At 41.0% G+C, this 20,464-nt stretch carries 17 protein-coding genes; 10 read left to right on the plus strand and 7 right to left on the minus strand.

Features of this window, described 5'->3' with window-relative positions; genetic code table 11:
* Positions 1-65 precede the first annotated feature (65 nt).
* Positions 66-404: a hypothetical protein gene (locus tag ACPPVU_RS10600; RefSeq protein WP_426671676.1), complete on the minus strand. Its 339-nt coding sequence runs from the start codon at positions 402-404 to the stop codon at positions 66-68.
* A gap of 6 nt (positions 405-410) precedes the next feature.
* On the minus strand, positions 411-2,852 hold the full coding sequence (locus ACPPVU_RS10605; protein WP_426671677.1) for a penicillin acylase family protein: 2,442 nt from the start codon (positions 2,850-2,852) through the stop codon (positions 411-413).
* A 99-nt stretch (positions 2,853-2,951) separates the two neighbouring features.
* Between ACPPVU_RS10605 and ACPPVU_RS10610 the strand changes: the two genes are divergently transcribed.
* Positions 2,952-3,659, plus strand: coding sequence for a DNA alkylation repair protein (locus ACPPVU_RS10610; protein WP_426671678.1), 708 nt, complete (start codon positions 2,952-2,954; stop codon positions 3,657-3,659).
* A gap of 218 nt (positions 3,660-3,877) precedes the next feature.
* On the opposite strand, the gene ACPPVU_RS10615 is transcribed toward ACPPVU_RS10610, so the two are convergent.
* Entirely contained in the window at positions 3,878-4,729 is an 852-nt protein-coding gene (locus ACPPVU_RS10615; RefSeq protein WP_426671679.1) for a helix-turn-helix domain-containing protein, read from the minus strand.
* Positions 4,730-4,864: 135 nt separating this feature from the next.
* Here ACPPVU_RS10615 and ACPPVU_RS10620 point away from each other — a divergent pair, with 135 nt between their 5' ends.
* Positions 4,865-5,842: a phytanoyl-CoA dioxygenase family protein gene (locus tag ACPPVU_RS10620; RefSeq protein ID WP_426671680.1), complete on the plus strand. Its 978-nt coding sequence runs from the start codon at positions 4,865-4,867 to the stop codon at positions 5,840-5,842.
* Positions 5,843-5,927: 85 nt separating this feature from the next.
* Here ACPPVU_RS10620 and ACPPVU_RS10625 read toward each other — a convergent pair whose 3' ends face one another.
* Complete coding sequence (locus tag ACPPVU_RS10625; protein ID WP_426671681.1) at positions 5,928-6,284, minus strand: VOC family protein; 357 nt, start codon at positions 6,282-6,284, stop codon at positions 5,928-5,930.
* A 79-nt stretch (positions 6,285-6,363) separates the two neighbouring features.
* Here ACPPVU_RS10625 and ACPPVU_RS10630 point away from each other — a divergent pair, with 79 nt between their 5' ends.
* Both ACPPVU_RS10630 and ACPPVU_RS10635 read left to right on the plus strand, forming a co-directional pair.
* Positions 6,364-6,936, plus strand: coding sequence for a Crp/Fnr family transcriptional regulator (locus tag ACPPVU_RS10630; protein ID WP_426671682.1), 573 nt, complete (start codon positions 6,364-6,366; stop codon positions 6,934-6,936).
* 136 nt (positions 6,937-7,072) lie between these two features.
* Positions 7,073-7,489, plus strand: coding sequence for a hypothetical protein (locus tag ACPPVU_RS10635; RefSeq protein ID WP_426671683.1), 417 nt, complete (start codon positions 7,073-7,075; stop codon positions 7,487-7,489).
* Between the two features lie 11 nt (positions 7,490-7,500).
* Here ACPPVU_RS10635 and ACPPVU_RS10640 read toward each other — a convergent pair whose 3' ends face one another.
* From ACPPVU_RS10640 to ACPPVU_RS10650, 3 genes are all read right to left on the minus strand, one after another.
* Positions 7,501-7,812: a 2Fe-2S iron-sulfur cluster-binding protein gene (locus tag ACPPVU_RS10640; protein WP_426671684.1), complete on the minus strand. Its 312-nt coding sequence runs from the start codon at positions 7,810-7,812 to the stop codon at positions 7,501-7,503.
* On the minus strand, positions 7,809-8,816 hold the full coding sequence (locus tag ACPPVU_RS10645) for an NAD(P)/FAD-dependent oxidoreductase (protein ID WP_426671685.1): 1,008 nt from the start codon (positions 8,814-8,816) through the stop codon (positions 7,809-7,811). The genes ACPPVU_RS10640 and ACPPVU_RS10645 overlap by 4 nt, the downstream gene beginning before the upstream one ends.
* Before the next feature lie 111 nt (positions 8,817-8,927).
* Positions 8,928-9,377: a MarR family winged helix-turn-helix transcriptional regulator gene (locus ACPPVU_RS10650; RefSeq protein WP_426671686.1), complete on the minus strand. Its 450-nt coding sequence runs from the start codon at positions 9,375-9,377 to the stop codon at positions 8,928-8,930.
* Positions 9,378-9,606: 229 nt separating this feature from the next.
* On the opposite strand from ACPPVU_RS10650, the gene ACPPVU_RS10655 reads away from it, so the two are divergent.
* The 6 genes from ACPPVU_RS10655 to ACPPVU_RS10680 all read left to right on the plus strand — a co-directional run bounded on the left by ACPPVU_RS10655 (position 9,607) and on the right by ACPPVU_RS10680 (position 20,351).
* The gene (locus ACPPVU_RS10655; RefSeq protein ID WP_426671687.1) at positions 9,607-11,469 is read left to right on the plus strand and encodes a glycoside hydrolase family 13 protein; all 1,863 of its coding nucleotides are present in this window, start codon (positions 9,607-9,609) and stop codon (positions 11,467-11,469) included.
* Positions 11,470-11,548: 79 nt separating this feature from the next.
* The gene (gene pgmB, locus ACPPVU_RS10660; protein WP_426671688.1) at positions 11,549-12,199 is read left to right on the plus strand and encodes a beta-phosphoglucomutase; all 651 of its coding nucleotides are present in this window, start codon (positions 11,549-11,551) and stop codon (positions 12,197-12,199) included.
* Positions 12,200-12,323: 124 nt separating this feature from the next.
* Positions 12,324-14,633 (plus strand): glycoside hydrolase family 65 protein, encoded by a 2,310-nt coding sequence (locus ACPPVU_RS10665; RefSeq protein WP_426671689.1) that lies wholly within the window; start codon positions 12,324-12,326, stop codon positions 14,631-14,633.
* Positions 14,633-16,354, plus strand: coding sequence for an alpha-amylase family protein (locus tag ACPPVU_RS10670; protein ID WP_426671690.1), 1,722 nt, complete (start codon positions 14,633-14,635; stop codon positions 16,352-16,354). The genes ACPPVU_RS10665 and ACPPVU_RS10670 overlap by 1 nt, the downstream gene beginning before the upstream one ends.
* 16 nt (positions 16,355-16,370) lie before the next feature.
* Entirely contained in the window at positions 16,371-17,744 is a 1,374-nt protein-coding gene (locus tag ACPPVU_RS10675) for an MFS transporter (RefSeq protein WP_426671691.1), read from the plus strand.
* A 144-nt stretch (positions 17,745-17,888) separates the two neighbouring features.
* A complete protein-coding gene (locus ACPPVU_RS10680; protein ID WP_426671692.1) occupies positions 17,889-20,351 on the plus strand; it encodes a glycoside hydrolase family 31 protein in 2,463 nt (820 codons plus the stop codon).
* The last annotated feature ends 113 nt before the right edge of the window (positions 20,352-20,464 follow it).

Here is a 20,464-nt window from a genome sequence, read left to right on the forward strand (position 1 = left end):
GATTCTTTTAGAAAAAGAAAAAGCGCCCGGCATTTCCGGACGTTTTTTCTTATGGCATAAAAGTATTATTTAGTAAAGACTTTCTTCACTAATACGCCTGATAACGCTGACATGCCGCCCACCAATCCGCCGATTAGTGCGGTGATAAATAATAGTAATAGCCACGAATGTGGTAAAGGGAACAATTGAATAACCCGCGAAGCCAGCATATTATCATTGGGTATGCTTTTTAGTAAAGCCAGTACCACCCATACAATAAATACTCCGCCAAATCCTGACCAGAATGATCGGCCTGATGTTTTGCCAAGAAATAAGGCAGCCAAAAAAGCGATCAGGGCAACTATCCACCATGGTAAAAAATAGCTTGCTATAAAGGACAGGATCAATATGATTAAGAATAGCATTGGCTGTTATTTTGATTTGTTTAATATTAATGTTGATTTTATTTTGTCAGACTTTTCATTTTCGGAACCTAAAAACAGCAGTTCGTTCAACTTGCCGTCTTTCCAGGTGTTAAACATGTCTTCGTAATAATAACTGCCCGGATTGCCGGATTCGCCGCCGGGGAAAACACCATAGCCCTTAACCTGTGGCCCCATTTGCACTACCATGCGCCATGAAGGGCCGTTCCCGCCCCTTAAAGCATCGATTACTGCGCCTGTTCCTCCGGCAAAAAACTGACCTGCGCCAAAGCCAGGCAAATTTGCCAGGTGGTTGATATGGGTATCTTTCACGTTGCCCCATTGCCACTTATCACCTGGTTTGCCATATTTATGAAGGAGATCATCAACCGCTGCAATAAAGGAATGCATCACGATATTTGCGCAGGTTTCCTTTGCCGTGGTGTGGATGTTATCAAACCACTTGGAATCAGGTTCTGTTAAAAGTAGTTTTTCAGTACGGTCAAATGAGGGGTAGTTTAGCAATACTTTATCATCTTTAAATTCGTCATCCCATGTCATGGCATTGAACTTTAACCACCATGAATTAAAGACAGATGCGCCCATCGAATTTGCATCAAAATGTTTGTCCCATTTTTTTACTATTTGCAATGCTTCCAATTGATTCTTATCCAGTTTTGAAGGATCAATGTATTTGATCAATGTCGGTAAAACATCCTGCGCTCTCATACTGTAATTATCCATCTGCATTAGTCGCATGCTGTCGATAGTTGCATTTTGCATCACTTTTAAACGGTCGTTGATGCGTTTGCCGCGATCATAAAGTTCAAATCGCCAGTTGATATAATATGGATAGGTTTGATCGGTGGATGACTGATTAGCCGAACTGACAAATCCGCGCGCAGGATTTTTAACAGTCGGGTTTTGATCGTAAGGTATCCATCCATGCCAGTCGTTTGTGGTATCGCTGCCATCCATAATGAATTTCCCCTGGTCCTTAAATTTCAGCGGGATCTTACCATTGGGAGTGATGGCAATATCTTTATCATTTGAGGCAAAAATGAAGTTTTGTGCAGGAGCAGTATAGTACGTTAACGCCTTGCGATAATCATCGTAGTTTTTCCCCCGGTTGAGCAGGTAAAAGGTCATAAACTCATCAGATTCATCATGAGCTATCCAGCGCAATGCATCGCCAACGGGTATATTTTGATTGCGGTCCTTTGGCTTTTGCGCGGCATTATCATATACCACGGGGCCATGATGGGTGTAGATCACAGTATCGTAAAGCGGTTTCTGACCACGTATATTAATGGTCTCGACACGCTTGCTTGTCTTGTTCCAGCGATTGTTATACCAATATTCGTTTTTGCTGTTATCCTTAAAACGTACCTGGTACCAATCCAGCACATCGGCATCTACATTGGTAACACCCCAACTTATCTTTTGGTTATAGCCAATCACCACACAAGGAGCACCCGGCAATGAAACTCCATAAACATTTACTGTAGGCGATGACATTTGCAATTGATACCAGATGGACGGGAAGGTCAGATTCAAGTGTGGGTCATTTGCAAGGATAGGGTAGCCGCTGGCTGATTTGTTGCCTGCTATTACCCAGTTATTACTACCTATGCCCGGCACACGTTCTTTTGGTTTGATACCGTCAGTCGTCTGTGCAATAAAATCAGCCGATGGTTTTGGAATAGGGAGTGGTTTGAAATCCCATTTAGTACCTACAGGGATGATGGGATCTTCGTGGAATGGATAGTCAGGGAAAAGATCGTTCACATCTTTGGAACCAAAGCGTTTCAGGTTATTAGTCATGGCAAACTGATCAGAGCCACCTGCCAATGTTTCGGACATTAGTTTAAGCAGATAAGCACAGTTGATAGGTTTCCATTCTTCAGGTGCATAATCCAGCAATTTAAACTCGATAGGATAATCACGCTTTTTGAGATGATGGATATAACTGTTAACACCATCTGTATAAGCTTCGATCACCATTTTGGTTACCGGGTCTTTCATCATACCGTGCAAGGTATTTTCTGCGCCGTACGTCATTCCCATTCGGCGGTGATACCTGTCAATATCCAAAGCTTTTGGACCGGCAATTTCAGCGAGCCGACCGGCTGCGCTACGCGTTTGTATATCCATTTCCCACAGACGATCGCGCGCGGTAATGTACCCTTGGGCATAGTAGAGGTCGTGGTCGTTCTCCGCAAAAATGTGAGGGATTATGTGCTCATCATAGCGTATGGTTACTTTGCCTTGTAAGCCATCCAATTGGAGGCTTTCCTCGGATGCAATATTCTTGCTCTCGGCATTTTGCCAGAAACCGGATACCGGGTTTAAAAAATTGCCAATAGGAGGTACATCACCAAATTTGGTCTGAAGTGCCCATATTAATAACAAAGTAACAGCGACGGAGAATAAGGCTTTAAATACTTTCATCAGGTTGAATTAGCCATGACCAAGATAAGTAAAAAAGGATGAATTTGACAAAGCAACTAGATCAGCCTTTTATTAAATTTACATTAAAAACCATTAACCATGACCGTACAAGAAATAATGGATGACCTGCAATCGCATGGTAGCGAGAGTATTAAGAAAATATTACTAAAGCACGGAGTAAAAGAACCCTTTTTTGGCGTGAAAATAGAATATTTAAAGCCGATACAGAAAAAGATAAAAATGGATTATCAATTGGCGAAAGACTTATATGCTACAGGCAATGCTGATGCCATGTATCTTGCCGGTTTGATCGCAGATGATGAAAAAATGACTAAAGCTGATCTGCAAAACTGGATTGAACGGGCCGTTTCCAATAATATCAGTGAGTATACAGTGCCGTGGGTGGCTACAGGGAGTAACTACGGATTTGAATTGGCCTTAGAATGGATCGAATCGCCACAAGAATATATTGCCGCAGCCGGATGGTCTACCTTAAGTAATATAGTATCGCTTAAGCCGGATAGTGAGTTGGATATATCTGCGCTAAAAGCGCTTTTATCAAGAGTAGAAAAAAATATTCATTCGGCACCAAACCGTGTACGCAATACTATGAACGGTTTTCTTATCGCTGTTGGCACATATGTAGCTCCTTTGACTGATGACGCTATTGCTACCGCAAAAAACATTGGAACAGTAACAATAGATACAAACGGAACTGCATGCAAAGTACCCTATGTAGTTGATTATATTAAGAAAGCAAGTGATAAAGGATCGATTGGTAAAAAGAAAAAGATGGTGAAATGTTGACACGATTAAGTGATTAAAGGATTATCAGGATTTAGTGTTTATATAATCACAGGATGCCAGGTGTATTAAAGCTAAGGACGATAAAACAACTGTGTAAAAGGTTCTTTTCATTATGTATCAGTGAACAAGGTGCTTTTGGGATGTTTAATATTTCCCTATCAGACAGCTATTTATACCTGATATATAAGATAAGAGTTATGATTATTTATTAAAATATATTATTGCCTTATAATCCAGCTTTTCTTGAAATCAGAGGGGTTTTTACCTGTTATTTTATTGAAGAGTTTATTAAAATACGACAGGCTCTCAAAACCAACGGCATAGCAAGTTTCGGTAATATTCTTATCCTGCATCAACAGATTCTTCGCCATATCAATACGGTATTGATTCACGAAATCGGTAAAGGTCATATTGGTTTGCCGTTTAAAGTAACGACAAAAGGCGGGAGTGGTCAGATGTACTTTTTCGGCCACTATATTCACGTCCGGCTTGCGGTTGTAATTGGCATCTATGTATTCGTAAACTGCACCCATCCTGACCTTATCTTTTAGAAAGAATTGCATGCTAATCCCGTCATCATTAAGCAAATCATATTCATTTGAATTTGCCAGGAAATGGAATATGTCCATTAATTCTATTAATTGTTTAAACGAACTGAGATTGTGCAATTGTTTCAACCGTTCAGCTACAATGGTTTTAGTCTCACCATAAAATGCGACACCCGCCCCAGCCCTTTTAAATAACTGGTGGATGACGGAAAATTCGGGAGAAAGCCCGATGGCTGAGCCAAGGAAATCCTCACGTAATTGTATAACTACCTGGTGGTATTCGCTTCGGAGGCGGTAATCAAAATTAAGGTGGGGAATACTGCTGCCTATAAAAACAAGGTCGCTTTGTGTATAGCCGGATATGTGAGAACCAACGTGCCTGATACCGGCATCTGCTTCAACGTATACTAATTCAAATTCGGGATGATAATGCCAAAGGAAAGTATTACGCAGGCGCGGTGAAAAAAGCTTGAAAGATTTCCCCGGTTCAAAATCTACCTTCTCTAATTGTATCTCATTCATTTCCTATTGGCTTATTTCTTAATATAAATATACAATTTTGGTTAATACAGAGCAAATATTGGTTATTGCAAAGAATAAATGCCTTATACTTCTGATATAACTTTGAATTGTAAACCAATAATAATAATAAGAGACATGGAAAATAAGACAATGGCTACCATGACAACAACAATGGCGCCGGATAACGCGCATAAGGAAATACCGGGCAATCCCTCAACGGCAAAATCAAGTCAGATCAAACTAAATGACCGCAGAAATGAGAAATCTCTGCGTGTATTAAGCGAAGAGGATTGGAAATTTTGGATAGACAATGGCTATGTAGTCATCAAAAATGCGGTACCTAAAGAACAGGCAAAAAAGCTGGCAGATTATTTATGGAAATATGAAGGTAAAGACCCGAATGATATAGAAAGCTGGTACAAAAAACCTAATGCAGAAATGCAGATGAAGGAACTGAACAATACTGGCATGGTGGAGATATACAATCACCAGTACTTATGGGATAACCGGCAATATCCAAAAGTGCATGCAGCATTTGCAGATGTGTGGGGAACAGAGAAATTATGGACAACCATTGATCGTGCTAATCTGAATTTCCCTCTCAGACCAGGATTTGAATACAAAGGTTTTATTCATTGGGATTATGATCCTGAAACAAAACCTCAAAATGTACAAGGTGTACTGGCACTGGCCGATCAAACCGATGAAAATATGGGTGGCTTCCAATGCATACCCGAATTATACCGCACTTATGATACCTGGAAATTGACACAGCCTGATGATCGGGATCATTACAAACCCGATACCACAGGGTTTGAAATTGTAAAAGTAAAGCTTGAAGCGGGTGACTTGCTAATATTTAATAGTCTTGAACCACATGGTATCAGACCAAATACGAGCGGCAATAAAGTGAGGATAGCTCAATATATTGCTATGATGCCTGCACAGGAAGAGGATGAAGAGTTAAGGCAATGGCGCATCAATAGCTGGCAAAGTCGCGAAGCCATGCAGGGCTATGCCTTCCCAGGCGATCCGATGGAGCGTGAAAAGAAAAATGCTGTTGCCGAACTTTCTCCATTGGGCAGGAAGTTATTGGGATTGGATAAATGGTGACACGATCAAAGGATTTTAAAAGATTTGTGGGATTAATTTGATAAAAAAATCAAAAATAATCCCGCAAATCCTTTAATCGTGTATATTATTCTTCATGCAGGCTCCATGTATTGCCATCAGGATCTTTTACCGGAGCGAATTTACCCCATGGCGTTTCGTCGATCTTTCCAACCTCAATGCCTTTTGCATTCAACGCTTTGACCTCGGCGTCCATGCTATCTACTTTAATAACAAAACCGCGGATGCTTCCCGGTGTTAGTTCTGGGAACCAGGTAACAAGCGTAATGGACATAGCTTCCTGGCCTGGTAATGCCAGCTGAACCCAATTTTGACCTGGGTTAAATGGGGCTTCTACCAGTAAATTGAAACCTAAATTAAGGTAGAATTGTTTGGCTGCTTGCTGATCGGTTACCGGGATTGAGATGATGGTTATTGCTTTCATAATGATTTTTTATGCTGAATGGCGATACTAAATTATAAATGAAAAACAGATTTAACCAAATAATACATAGTTTTAACACATGTTTGATGCCTTTATAAATTTCCTCAGGTTGTTTAAAGATATTCCGCAAGCGGATGTTGCTATTATTGAAAGCGAATTGAGTTATAAAAAAGTAAGCGAGGGTGAAGTGCTTTTAAATGAAGGTCAACTATGTAAGGAAATGTTTTTCATCTGCAGTGGAGTACTGCGTATTGTATCGCAAAATGAAAAAGGAAATAAAGTAGCCTACTTTTTTCTGAAAGAGAATCAGTTTTGCAGCATCCTGAATAGTTTTAATAATAATGTTCCGGCTGTTGAGGGGATAGAGGCCGCCTGTGATGCGGATCTTATTGTACTAAAAAAACAAAAACTGTTAAGTTTGTACGAGAAATTGCCATATCTGAAAGAGCTGATAACCGGCATCACCACACAAGCTTTACTGGATAAAATACGGATGCGTAATTCATATTTAGGGGAAGATGCCAGTTTGAGATATCGCAATTTTTTAATGCGCCAGCCGGATATTGCACTACGAGTGTCTTTAAGCGATATTGCATCCTATCTTGGCATTACCCAGCAATCCTTAAGCCGGATAAGAAAAAATATGCGCTGATTGCTGGTGGTGGCGGGGTGTTGGTATAAGTTTGAAAATGAATATTTATAAGGCATAGTGATTTTCGCTATGCCTTTGGTTTGTTTTTTTGTACTTTCGAAAAACTTCATATAATACCTTAATCACTATTTGTAAATTGGCAAGAACTGAACCTATTAATCCGGAAAGGAAAGTAAGCTTATTACTCAAAATATGGCTTTATCCAAATGTCTCTGCTTTCAAAATAGCCAAAGCTATACCGGCCGCATCAAATTGGAGAAAGAATTACCATGACAGGGGCTTTGGGTTTTTTCTGTTGCTTTGCACAGAAATGCTCATCCTGTACTATGCATTTCCTAATATGGCCATTGAAAATTGGAGATTATTTTTTATCATATTTTCTTTATTACATGGTGTTCCCGAGTTATTCCTGAGTAGGCACATAAATGAAATGGCATTTGATTACTATGCTTATTACAAGAAAGCTTTGTTATATATATATCTTGTTTTTGTATTAGTTGGAATAGTACTTTTAGGAGTTAGCTTCTATAATGAAATTGGTCATGTTAAATAACTCACTTAATTCTATCCTACAATCTTAAAAACACACCCCTCCAACTGTTTATTAACAGCAAGCTGACATGCCAAGCGGCTTTTATCATCACTTGAAGGCATAGTGTCCAGCATATCCAGCTCATTATCTTTCGGGGATGGTAATTGATCAACACCTTCAAGCACCTGCACCATGCAGGTAGCACAAAGCGCCATCCCGCCGCAAGTAGCCAGTATATCATATTCGGAAGCTTTTAATACCTCCATTAAATTCAGGTTGATGCCTTCCGGGATGGATACGGGCATTTGCTGACCATCCCGGTCTTCTACTATAAAATTGATCATTGTTGCAATTCAGTAATGCCGTAGACGGTTGTATATTTAAATGTTAGCCTCTGATCGGGATATACATATTTAAAGGCGCTTTGTGCCATTAATGCCGCTTCATGAAAACCACAAAGTATCAACTTAAGCTTGCCCGGATAAGTGTTAATATCGCCTATGGCATATATCCCTTCAATATTGGTGCTGTAATCAGTAGTATTTACTTCGATAGCTGATTTGTCTATTGCTAATCCCCAGTTTTCTATTGGTCCTAGTTTGGGGCTTAATCCAAATAGCGGTACAAAGTGTTCGGCATTAATGATAGACTGACCTTCAGGTCCAGCAAGCGTTAATGCTTCCAGGTGACCTACGCCATCCAATGAGATAACCCTGGTTTTTAGCAACAGATCAATTTTGCCGATCTTTGCCAACTCAAAAACTTTTTCTGCCGCATCAGGCGAACCACGGAAAGTATCGCCGCGGTGTACCAGTGTCACTCTTTCAGCGATATCTGCCAGGAAAATGGTCCAGTCCAGTGCTGAGTCGCCGCCTCCGGCTAAAACTACGTGCCTTCCCCTGAATTGTTCCGGGTTTCGTACGGTATAAGTAACGCCTTTGCCTTCAAATTCTATTAGCCGGTCAACCTCAGGTTTACGAGGCTCAAAACACCCAAGTCCGCCTGCAATTGCAACAACTTTGCAATTAATTTTAGTCCCCTCGTTGGTGCTGATCAGCCAGGTGCCATCAGCTAACTTTTGTAATGTTTCTACCCGTTCGCCTAAAGTAAATCCAGGGTGAAATGGGGCTATTTGTTCCATCAGGTTATCTGCCAGTTCCTGTGCATTAACCCTTGGATAGCCGGGTATGTCATAAATTGGTTTTTGAGGATATACTTCAGACAATTGCCCGCCTATTTGTGGAAGAGAGTCAATCAAATGGCAATGCATTTTTAACAGTCCGGCTTCAAAAACGGCAAATAAGCCGGCCGGTCCGGCACCAATAATGCCTATATCAGTGGTTATCATATTGTTGTTATTTATTGTTGTTTATTGTTGTTTATTGTTGATTGGGTTAGATTAGGTTGATTAAGTTGGCTGACCATTGGATAGTTTGTAATCTATTCAACTCAATCCAACTTATTCAACCCAATCAACTAATTCAAGATTTTGATAAATCTTGTTTAATATTCTTTTTAAATCTTCATAGTCGGCTTCGCTCAGGCCTTCCCATGCTTGCATTCGTATGTCGTCAACTTTTGGCGAAAGCTCACTCAATAACTGCCCGCCGGACTTTGTCAGATGGACGGTAAAACTGCGTCTGTCCGTTTTGTGAATCAAGCGTTCGGTTAATCCTTTTTTGCAGAGCAGATCTACTATACGTGTTAGGGTAGGAGTATCTTTCCCGGTTAATTCTGCCAGTTCAGTTTGCTTCAGATAGCGGTCGTTGCCCAGGTTTTTTAGTATCAGCCATTGGTCAACAGTGATATTGAAATTTTCAGATGAAAACCTTTGTTGAGCATACTGTTTTACCCTTCGGGCCGTGCGATCAAGCAGGTATGAATAGCTATCGAATTTTTTAATTGTCATACTAATAATTAGTGTAGCAAATGTATAAACTGATTTTCTTATTTTAAAATAAACTTGATACTAATATTTTAATTAGAGCCTTAAACTTCGCCTATACTCCCGGCAATTAAAACCACCCTATTAATCATTTTCACTTTTTCATACAACAAACCATTTTTGTTTTAAATTTGGAATGTGGTTACTGATAAAATCTCGATGGCCATCCAATTATTTTCCTGAACAATCCGATATGAGAAAATCTTTACTTATTACCACTTGCTGCCTGCTTATGGCATTGGGTGCATCGGCACAAATTCCTTCACTGGAGCGCGTAGAACCCATGTTTTGGTGGGTAGGGATGAGCAATCCTAATCTGCAGTTGATTATCCATGGTAAGGATATTGCCTCCCGAAATGTACAATTTACCTACCCTGGCGTAAAGCTGGTAGCAGTACATAAAGTTGAAAATCCTAACTATTTATTCCTCGATTTGCGCATTTCTCAATCCGCATCTCCGGGAACGTTCCCGATAAAGTTTGTTAAGTCGGGCGAAAAAGCGCTGACTTATCAATACACCCTTAAAAAGCGTGACCACTCAAAAGGCCGTGCACAGGGTGTAACCAATCAGGACCTGATCTACCTGATCATGCCTGACCGGTTCTCAAACGGAGATACAAAAAATGACTCTATTGCCGGGTTAAGAGAAATGTCGGTAGACCGCAGCAAAATGTTCAGCAGGCATGGTGGCGATTTGCAGGGTATCATGAATCACCTGGATTATTTGAAGGATTTAGGTGTAACGGCTATCTGGCTGACACCCGCTGTAGAAAATGACGAACCAAGTGCATCGTATCACGGATATGCGGTTACCGATCATTACAAGATCGATCCACGCTATGGTAATAATGAGTTGTACAAACAATTTGTTGAAAAATGCCACAGCATGGGTATGAAGGTGGTAATGGACCTGGTGCACAATCATGCCGGTACTGAAGGTTATACGATACAGGACATGCCGATGAAAAGCTGGGTACATCAATGGCCCACATATACCAAATCAAATTTCCGTGATGCTGCCGTCATGGACCCTCACGTATCGCCATCAGATCGTAAACAGATGCTTGATGGCTGGTTTGATCATCGTATGGCAGATATGAACGAGAATAATCCTTATGTACAGAACTTCCTTACCCAAAATCATGTTTGGTGGGTGGAATATTCAGGGGTGGACGGATTTAGATTGGATACCTATCCTTATAATGATCCGCAATATATGGCTGACTGGGCAAAAGAAGTGCGGACTGAGTTCCCACACTTATCCATATTCGGTGAAACGTTGGTGTGGTCAGCCGCTAACCAGGCTTTTTTTACGGAAGGAAACACAGTAAATCGCGGATTAGATACTCATTTACCCGGCATAACGGATGGCGTTTGGAAAGAGGCCGTTTATGAAGCGTTGAATGGGCACAAAGGCTGGACTGACGGTGTAAATCGCTTATATGCGGTTATGGCGCAGGACTTTTTATATAAGGATGCTACAAAAAATACCATCTTTTTGGATAATCATGATATGAGCCGTTTTCTGTCGGTGGTAGGCGAAGATATTACTAAATACAAATCAGGTATGGCTATGCTGATGACCATGCGTGGTGTGCCCCAGATGTATTATGGAGATGAGATATTGATGAAGAATTTCTCTAACCCGGATGGTTTAGTGCGTGAGGATTTCCCGGGCGGATGGCCGGGTGATAAAGAAAATAAATTTACTGCAGCAGGTCGGAGTAAAAAGGAAAATGACGCCTTTAATTATGTGCGTACACTGGCCAATTATCGTAAAAACACCACAGCTTTGCAAACCGGAAAAATGATGCAGTATATACCGCAGGATGGTGTTTATTTGTATTTCAGGTATGATAATCTGAAGACAGTGATGGTGGTTTATAATAGCGAGGAGAAAGATCAGAGCATAACTACTCAACGCTATACCGAACGCATAAACGGCGCGCTGAAAGCAAGAAATGTGATAACTGATGAAACTATTGACGTATCAAAATTGACCATACCTGCAAAAGCTACTTTGATTTTAGAATTGTTGCCCGATAATACACATTAATAATATTAAATAATATATATTTAAACACCGGAAAATCAGTGAGTTTGTATTAAACTGAGCGGCTTATAATAATAACAGGATGAGTACTATAAAAGCATGCATTTTTGATTTGGATGGGGTGATTGTGGATACCGCGGTTTACCATTACAAAGCATGGAAAAGGTTAGCGAACGAATTAGGGTTCGATTTTACCGAAGAAGCTAACGAAAAACTAAAAGGCGTAAGTCGCACACGCTCGCTGGAGCTGATATTGCAATGGGGCGGTGTAACTAAAACTGATGCTGAAAAAGAAGAACTGGCTACGCGCAAAAATAACTGGTATGTGGAGATGATAAGTCACATGACACCAGAGGAAATATTGCCCGGAGCTAAAGAATTTTTACAAGCCTGCATTGATGCAGGGATAAAAACGGCATTGGGCTCGGCAAGTAAAAACTCCATGACTATACTGCAAAAAACAGGCATCGCGCATTTTTTTAATGCGGTGATAGACGGTAATAAAGTAAGTAAGCCAAAACCTGACCCCGAAGTATTTTTAAAAGGAGCGGAGCAACTAAATATCCCTCCGGCAAACTGTGTTGTGTTTGAAGATGCCATAGCCGGGGTAGAGGCTGCCATAGCAGGCGGGATGAAAGTAGTGGGCATTGGTTCGCCCGAAGTATTGAGAGAAGCAAACCTTGTGGTTAAAGGTTTGGATGAAATGAGTTTAGAGAAATTAAGAAGTTTATAAGCCCCACCCAACCCTCCCCAAAGGAGAGGGCTTTAAATTAAGAAACAATGAAAATAATCCCTCCAATCAAAAAGTCTCTCCGCCATCTGGCGGAGGAGATTTAGAGGGGCAAATAATACATCACATGAAGGACTATATCAAAGTTGATGAGTGGAAAATTATAGAAGAAGGCTTCGATCCAAAATATAATACCATATCCGAGAGTATTTTTAGTTTGGGTAACGGCCGTATGGGCCAGCGTGCCAATTTTGAAGAAGCATACAGCGGCGAAACATTGCAAGGGAATTATGTTGCCGGAGTTTATTATCCCGATAAAACCCGCGTGGGCTGGTGGAAAAACGGTTATCCTGAATATTTTGCCAAAGTACTTAATGCCGCTAATTGGATAGGCATAGATGTAGTTATTGATGGCGAACAACTGGACCTGGCTAAATGCGTGGTAAGTAATTTCGGGCGTGAGTTGAATATGCAAGAAGGGTATTTGAAAAGAACCTTCCACGCGAAAACTAGTAAAGGTAAGCAAGTTGCAGTACAGGCTATCCGTTTTTGCAGCATCGCGGATGATGAGACAGGCGCAATCAGCTATACCATTACGCCATTGAATTTTAATGGATCAATTATTATCACACCATTTATAGATGGTGATGTGGTAAACAAGGATTCCAACTATGACGAGAAGTTTTGGAATGAAGTAAAGAAAGCAACCTGGGAAGATGGCGCTTTTGTGCAAATGCGCACTAAGAAGACGGGCTTTGAAGTAGCTACAGGCATGAAAGTGATAATTGAGCAAAATGGTCAACCTGTCAAACTTAACGCTCAGCCGATTGAACAAGATAAATATGTCGGCTTAAAATCCGAATTGAAAGCTGTTCAAGGTCAGGCTGTCACTATTTATAAATATGCCGCTAACCTGTCATCACAAAATTATGACGCGGCTGCATTGGAAGATAATCTGAAAAGCGCCTTGCTGCGCATTAGCGGAAAAGGATTTGAAAAAATGCTGGCCGAACAAGCCGCAGCATGGGCGAAAAAGTGGCAGCACAATGATATCCTGATAGAAGGGGATGCCTCGGCACAACAGGGTATCCGTTTTAATATCTTCCAGCTTAACCAAACTTATACTGGCGAGGACGACCGCTTGAATATCGGTCCAAAAGGATTTACCGGCGAAAAGTATGGCGGTTCAACTTATTGGGATACTGAAGCTTATTGCGTGCCTTTCTACCTGGCTACGGCTGATCAGAAAGTAACCCGTAACCTGCTGTTATATCGCTATAAACAATTGGGTAAAGCTATAGATAATGCAAAGCTGCTCGGTTTTAAAGATGGCGCAGCTTTATACCCGATGGTTACGATGGATGGTACCGAATGCCATAACGAATGGGAGATCACTTTTGAAGAGATACACCGTAACGGCGCAATTGCCTATGCGGTATTTAATTATGTACGTTATACAGGGGATGAGCAATATTTAACTGATTACGGTTTGGAAGTGCTTATCGCGATAGCACGTTTCTGGTCGCAGCGGGTTACCTGGTCTGAGGATAAGCAGCAATATGTAATGCTTGGAGTAACCGGGCCAAATGAGTACGAGAACAACGTAAATAACAACTGGTACACCAGCAAAATAGCTACCTGGTGCATGCAATATACCGTCGAGGTAATTGAAAAGGTACAGGCTGCAAATCCTGAAAAATATAAAGCGCTGGTGAATAAAATACATTTTGATAAAGAAAAGGAGACTTCAAGGTTCCATCACATTATCGAAAAAATGTATTACGGTTATGACGAGAAACGCGGGGTGTTTTTACAGCAGGACGGATACCTGGATAAAGAGCAGATACTGGTGAAAGATCTGCCCGCAAGCGATCGCCCGCTTAACCAAAAATGGAGCTGGGATAGGATATTGCGCTCATGCTATATTAAACAGGCTGATGTATTGCAGGGACTTTACTTTTTCGAGGATCAATATGATATTGACACGCTGCGACGCAATTACGATTTTTATGAACCACGCACGGTGCATGAGTCGTCGTTATCGCCTTGTGTGCATGCCATTATCGCTGCAAAATTAGGTGATGAAGCCCGTGCTTATGAGTTTTACCTACGTACCTCACGCCTCGATCTTGACGATTATAATAACGATACTGAAGATGGTTGCCACATCACGTCAATGGCAGGTACATGGATGTCTGTTATAGAGGGTTTTGGCGGTATGCGTGTACGTGATGGAAAGCTTTCATTTCAGCCATTCTTGCCTGCGAAATGGGAGTCGTTCTCGTTCCATATAGGTTTTAGGGGGGCGCTGCTGAATATTAAAGTAAGCAAGAGCGGTGTGCAGATCAAAAATACATCGGGCAACGAAGTAACAGTATTAGTTTATGGCAAGGAGCAATTGGTAAAAGCCAATAACGAATTGCTGATAGAAGCATAATGGAACCATCCCCAAACGATAATAAGCTCATTATATACCAGTTGTTGCCCCGGTTATACGGGAATACTAAACAGGTAAATAAGTTTTATGGCTCTATCGAAGAGAATGGGGTTGGTAAGTTCAATGATATCAACGATAAGGTCCTCCAGGAAATAAAAAAGATGGGCTTTACCCATGTTTGGTATACTGGTGTGATAGAGCATGCCACTATGACGGATTACTCCCAATATGGTATTAAGCCAGATGATCCGGATGTGGTGAAGGGTAGGGCGGGCTCACCTTATGCGATAAAAGATTATTATGATATTGATCCCGACCTGGCTGTTGAAGTAAATAACAGGATGGGCGAATATGAAGCCTTGATCAGCCGGACCCACCAAAATGGGTTAAAAGTGCTGATGGATTTCGTTCCAAATCATGTGGCACGAACTTATGCCTCTGATGTAAAGCCTGACAACATCCGTGATTTTGGGCAGGACGATGATAAAACTAAATCCTTCGACCCTAAAAATGATTTTTACTATTCACCAAGCCAACCGTTTGTTGTTCCGCAGGGATACAATCCGGGTGGAGATGAATTTCAAAGCCCTCTAAAGGACGGTAATTTTGATGAATTTCCCGCAAAAGCTACGGGGAATGACGTATTTAGTCCATGGCCGTCTATCAATGACTGGTTCGAAACAGTAAAGCTCAATTACGGCCTTGACTATATGGGCGGTCATCATGCCTATTTTGATCCGGTACCGCCGTTGTGGAATAAAATGTATGATATTTTACATTTCTGGAGTGAAAAAGGGATAGATGGTTTCCGTTGTGATATGGTGGAAATGGTGCCTTTTGAGTTTTGGGGCTGGCTCATTCCGAAATTAAAAGTGGCATTCCCTCAACTCATTTTTATCGGCGAAGCTTACGACAACAATAAATACCAGGACTATATTTTTAAGGGGAAATTTGATTACTTGTATGATAAAGTAGGTTTATATGATGCTATAAAACGATTAACCCGGAACGAACCTAATGCAACAACCTGGGATATTAACAGGGTTTGGAACCAGGATTGCAAGGCTATTGACTTGCATATGCTTCGTTTTATGGAAAATCATGACGAGCTGCGCATTCCATCACCAGGCTTTGCCGGTGATCCGTGGTTAGCTGTGCCGGGAATGATCATTACAGCTACGCTTAATACTGGTCCGGTTATGATCTATTTTGGGCAGGAGGTAGGCGAGCCAGCGGCTGGAGAAGAAGGATTTAGCGGTAATGACGGCCGCACCAGCATATTTGATTACTGGGGTGTTCCCGAACATCAGAAATGGCTGAACGATGGTAAACTGGATGGTGGCAAACTATCAGATGATCAAAAGAAACTGAGGGATTTTTATAGCAGGTTGCTGAATTTAGCGAGGGATAATGAAGCGCTAAGAGTTGGTGCATTTTGGGAGTTGATGATAGCTAATGAACATCAGCAAGGTTTCGATCAGCGATTATACCTGTTTCTGCGATATACGGATAAACAACGTATATTAGTGATAACCAATTTTAACCGTAGCGAACGTAAATTACAAGTTAAACTGTCTGAGGATCTGTTAGCCAAGCTTAATTTAAGCGGGGCTAAAGAATTTACAGATCTGTTAACCGGAGCAAAATACAACACTAACAATATAAATAAAGGACTTGATATAACATTACCTGCGGTGAGTGGCATGTTATTGAATTTCTAAACCAATTTCATAAATTATGACAACAATAGCATCGGCAGTTAAAAAGAAACCCAGTTTAAGTTTTTGGCAGATATTTAACATGAGTTTCGGTTTCCTCGGCATCCAGTTTGGTTTCGCCCTGCAAACCGGAAATGCTAGTCGCATATTACAGACTTTTGGAGCCGATGTTGAACATTTATCGTGGTTTTGGCTGGCCGCACCTATTACGGGTATGATCATTCAGCCAATTATTGGTCATTACAGCGATCGTACATGGACAAAGTTAGGCCGGAGAAGGCCATACTTTTTAACCGGTGCTGTATTGTCAGGGTTGGCCTTGCTGTTCATGCCGAATTCTTCCATGCTTGCTGCCCTGATACCGCCAATAGTGGTGGGTGCAGGTATGCTGATGATCATGGATGCATCGTTCAATGTGGCGATGGAACCATTCAGAGCATTGGTTGCTGATAATTTACCTGATCATCAGCATAATGCTGGTTTTTCAATGCAGACATGCCTGATAGGCGTTGGTGCTGTAATCGGTTCGTGGCTGCCTTATGTTTTTGCCGAGTGGTTCAATATCCCTAAAACTGCTGCTCCCGGTATCGTGCCTGATAATTTGTTATACTCATTTTATATAGGTGCTGCTGTGTTGATAGGCTGTATTATATGGACAGTTGTCAGCACAAAAGAATATCCACCGGCTGAATTTGCTTCCTTTCACGAAGAAGACAAAGTAGTAGAAAAACACCAAAGCGGAATAGCCGAAATATTCTCCGACCTTGCTAATATGCCAAAAACGATGAAGCAATTGGGGTTGGTACAGTTCTTCTCGTGGTTTGCTTTATTTTCTATGTGGGTATTTACTACACCCGCTGTGGTTGACCATGTCTATCATATTAAAGCAGGCGATACCTCCTCAGTAGAATATAACAATGCAGCAAACTGGGTGAATGTTTGTTTCGGGGTATATAATCTTGTTTCGGCAATCTATGCCTTGTTATTGCCCCGGATTGTAAGAAAAACAAGCCGTAAAAAAACTCATGCTTTCTCACTGGTAATGGGCGGAATAGGGCTGATCTCTATTTATTTTATCCAGAATCATTATTTACTGCTCCTGTCAATGATCGGTATAGGTTTAGCCTGGGGAAGTATACTGGCCATGCCCTATGCCATACTTTCAAGCTCTATCCCTGTTAAAAAGATAGGTGTTTATATGGGTATCTTCAACTTCTTTATCACTTTCCCTCAAATAGTAAATGGCGTAATTGGTGGCCCTATTGTTAAATATTTTTATCATAATCACGCTATTTATTCGTTGATAATGGCTGGTGTGTTTATGTTCATGGGAGCAATATCCGTATTGTATGTACAGGATGGCAGGAAGATACAGATCATCGATAAAGTGTGATTTGATATGCTGTAAGCATATTCCTGTTGTCATTTCTACAATTAATAATTGAATATTAATGCTTTATTTGTGAACTCCAATTATTATATTGCGTAAAAGGTACACAACTAAGATATTTGCAGCAGAGACGAGAATAAATTTTGAATGGAAGATAAAAATACACTAAATCCTGAAATACTACCCGAAAAGCTGGTTGAAGAAGTTGAAGAAGAGTTTCACCACATAAATAACCCGGCTGCAGGAATTAAACCCATCGTAAAAAAATACCTTGGAATACCTATTGGCGCGGAACAAAAAGGCAATAAATTCTTTTTTACAGATGGTGATGCCAGGGTAGAAGTTACAGTTGTTACAGACGAGATAATACGAGTAAGACTTGCCCCTCATAGCGTTTTTTTAGATGAATTTTCATACGCCGTACCTAAACTGGAGAAAAAAGTATCCGTATTTGGTTTACGTGAGGATGAAAATGAGTACATAGTTTCGACTAATATTGTAAACTGCCACGTACGGAAAAAAGATTTCTTCATATCTTTTTCGGATAACCAGGGGCATGAAACCAGTAGCGATGCAGTGCCCATGCACTGGGAAGAGAATGTGAAGTTTGGCGGCTATTATGTTTACTGTACCAAAGAGTGCCATTCTGAGGAGAGCTTTTTTGGTATGGGAGATAAGCCTACCGAGTTTAATTTACGCGGAAAAAGACTACAAAACTGGAACACGGATGCTTACTCATTTGCCTGGAACCAGGATCCGCTATATCGCAGCATTCCTTTTTATATCAGTTTGAACGAAGGAATAGCTCACGGGATATTCTTTGACAATACTTTTAAGGCAGATTTTGATTTCGGGGCTGAAGATCCAACCAAAACAAGTTTTTGGGCTGATGGAGGCGAATTACAATATTATTATATCCACGGTCCACATATGATGGACGTGGTAAAACGGTACCACATTTTAACTGGAACGCACCCTATGCCACCGCTTTGGGCGTTAGGTTATCATCAATGCCGATGGAGCTATTATCCTGAAGCAAAAGTAAGGATGGTTACTAAAACATTCCGTGAGCAAAAAATACCTTGCGATGGTATCTACCTCGATATAGATTATATGGATGGTTACCGCTGCTTTACCTGGAACCGTAAATATTTTCCTGATCCCAAGAAAATGATCAAGGAACTTGCTGACCAGGGATTTAAAACGGTAGTAATTATTGATCCGGGAATACGTGTAGACGATAATTATTCGGTATTTAAAGAAGGAAAAGAGAACAGATATTTTTGCCGCAGGTGTGACGATTACTTTATGGAAGGGCATGTATGGCCCGGCCGTTGCCAGTTCCCTGATTTCACTAACCCCGAGGTTAGAGAATGGTGGGGCGGTTTGTTTGACGAACTGGTGCAATTAGGCGTGGCAGGTGTGTGGAACGATATGAACGAACCTGCTGTTTTTGGTTCGGGAACATTCCCGGATGATGTGCGTCATCAGTATGACGGTCATAGGGGCTCGCATCGTAAGGCACACAATATTTATGGCATGCAGATGGTACGTGCAACCTATGAAGGTTTGCGCAAGCTGATGAAAAATAAACGTCCTTTTACTATTACAAGGGCAGGTTACTCAGGTGTACAACGTTTTTCGTCTGTTTGGACGGGTGATAATGTGGCATCATGGGAGCATTTGAAGCTGGGTAATATCCAATGCCAGCGATTGTCCATATCAGGAATATCATTCTGTGGTACAGATATAGGCGGGTTTAGCGGTGAGCCGGATGGTGAACTGTTTACTCGCTGGATACAAATGGGAACGTTCTCGCCATTTATGAGGGCACACTCAGCAGGTGATACAAAAGAACGTGAACCATGGAGCTTTGGCGAGCCTTATACTGCTATCAACCGAAAATTTATTGAACTGCGCTATCGCCTGTTGCCTTATTTATATTCGGCTTTTTGGGAGCACCATCGTTACGGTTTTCCTATCCTGAGACCAGTTATTTTGCAGGAACAAGAGGCATTAACCAATCATTTCAGGCAGGATGAATTCACCTATGGTGATAAGATATTAATATGCCCGGTATTGGAGCCAGGGCAAAAAAGTCGCCGTGTTTATCTGCCTAAAGGGAAATGGTATAACTTCTGGACCTATGAGCTGGTAGACGGAGCAAAAGAAATTGTAGTGCCAACTCCGCTGGAGATCATACCAATATTTGTAAAAGCAGGTTCAGTGATCCCTGAATACCCGGTTATGCAATATGTGGGCGAGAAAGAGATAGACGAAGTTAAACTGAATGTCTACTATACTGAAACTGAAGTAAACTCATTCCTTTTTGAAGATTATGGAGAAACCTTTGCCTATGAGCAGGATATCTATCTTGAAAAGAAATTTGTGGTTAAAGGTAAAGATAGTAAGCTGACCATACAGCAGAGCATGGAAGGTTTGTATACCCCGAGATATGAAAATTACCATTTTAATATTATTGGCCTGCCGTTTAGACCATCCCGGATAATTGCCGATAATAAGGATATCACTGATTTTATTGTCAACAAGGATAAAACGGTAGAATTAAAATTTGCAAAGAATTTTAAGCAAATAGAAATACTGAAATAATACTTAAAGGCTCCGGAAACGGGGCCTTTTTTGTTGAACAAAGAAAAATATATTGCACAATTATTTTAGTCATACTAAGACGAAACAATATTGATATATTTGATTGTTATAAA

It is taken from the genome of Mucilaginibacter sp. McL0603 (genome assembly GCF_049992945.1).
Lineage (GTDB): Bacteria > Bacteroidota > Bacteroidia > Sphingobacteriales > Sphingobacteriaceae > Mucilaginibacter.